This window comes from Paenibacillus radicis (ex Xue et al. 2023), from assembly GCF_024722015.1.
Classification (GTDB): domain Bacteria; phylum Bacillota; class Bacilli; order Paenibacillales; family NBRC-103111; genus Paenibacillus_S.
Map to the genome: position 1 here is coordinate 1 of NZ_JANQBD010000038.1, position 1,568 is coordinate 1,568.

Consider the following 1,568-nt stretch of genomic DNA (forward strand, 5'->3'; position numbering starts at 1 on the left):
TGGATCGTCTACACTAAGTTAGACAGAAAAAATAAGGGCTAGTAGAATGAAGGGAACAGATAGAGGAGCGAATCTACTATGCCAAAACCAAGACGTACATTTACAGCCGAGTTTAAGAAGCAGATGGTCCAGCTTTACGAGAGTGGAAAATCAAGAGCAAACATCATCAAGGAATATGATCTGAGTGCTTCTGCATTTGATCGTTGGATTACACAAAGTCAGAAAACAGGTTCCTTTAAAGAAAAAAATAATCGTACAGAGGAAGAGAATGAACTCCTAGCTTTACGTAAAGAAAATCAACGTTTGAAAATGGAGAACGATATTTTAAAGCAAGCCGCGCTGATCATGGGACGAAAGTAAATGTGATTCGCAATAATGCACACAAGTACTCGGTATCAGCAATGTGCGAAGTCCTCCAACTACCACGAAGCACCTATTACTACAAGTCTGAGCCCGCCGCTAACGAGGAAGAACAGCGGTTAGAGGATGCTATTCTAAACATCTTCGCAGCTAGTCGAAACAACTACGGGACACGAAAAATCAAGATAGAACTAGGAAAGCGAGCCCTACTAGCCTCGCGTCGTAAGATCGGTCAGATCATGAGCAAACATGGTCTGGTATCTAATTACACGGTAGCGCAGTACAAGCCTGTTAAGAGCGATTCTAATGAGGCCGTCGTAACGAATGTGCTGCAACGCGAATTTGATCAAGACGAGCCATACGCTGTTGTCGTCAGCGATTTGACGTACGTACGAGTAGCCGGTAATTGGCATTACGTATGCTTGTTTGTCGACCTCTTTAATCGTGAAATTATTGGGTGCAGCAGCGGTCCCAACAAGACAGCAGAGCTTGTTTATAAAGCCATAGCAAGCATCTCGGTGAGGTTAGATCGCATTCAAATGTTTCATACAGATCGTGGCAGGGAATTTGATAACAAGCTCATTTCTGAAGCGTTGACAACGTTTGGTGTTACACGTTCGCTTAGCCGAAAAGGCTGTCCCTACGATAATGCCGTTGCAGAAGCAACCTTTAAAATCTTCAAGACGGAATTCGCTAACCAAGCGCATTTTCTCACGGATGAGCAGCTTGACGTCGAACTCCATGATTACGTCCATTGGTTTAATTACCATCGGATTCACGGAACACTAGATTATCTGACTCCTGTTCAAGCCAGGAGTATGCCCTTATAAAAGTTGTTCAGTTTTGTGTTGACAATCCATACATAGGGGAGAGGATACGACACCGCTTTACTTTGAAGGTACATAGGGGAGAGGATACGACACCGCTTTAGCTTTGAAGGTACATAGGGAGTACTACAAAGGGGGATAGGGCTAACGTATTCAATCATCAGAAGAGTTCCTTTTTATACTTGGATCGAGGTACTAACAATGTACTCTAAAGCTCCTGAACGGAACTGAGAGTTCCTTTATTCAAGCTGTCATCTCCAATCTGAGACGATAACGGAAGTCGGGATTCCGCGAGCGACCGGGCAAGGTCGTGTAATTTAGCAGGTGGAACCCCTGCTTGGTAGAACGTGCAGCCGCGTTGCCAATAGCGAGTCTTGGGCT

1 protein-coding gene is annotated in these 1,568 nt (G+C 44.5%); it reads left to right on the forward strand.

What is annotated here, in order from left to right:
* The first annotated feature begins 78 nt into the window (after window positions 1-78).
* Window positions 79-1,190, forward strand: a protein-coding gene (locus tag NV381_RS33980) for an IS3 family transposase (RefSeq protein ID WP_258217744.1) whose coding sequence is annotated in 2 segments (ribosomal slippage) — window positions 79-325 and window positions 325-1,190 — 1,113 coding nt in all. Because the reading frame shifts where the segments join, the coding sequence is not laid out codon by codon here.
* Window positions 1,191-1,568 lie beyond the last annotated feature (378 nt).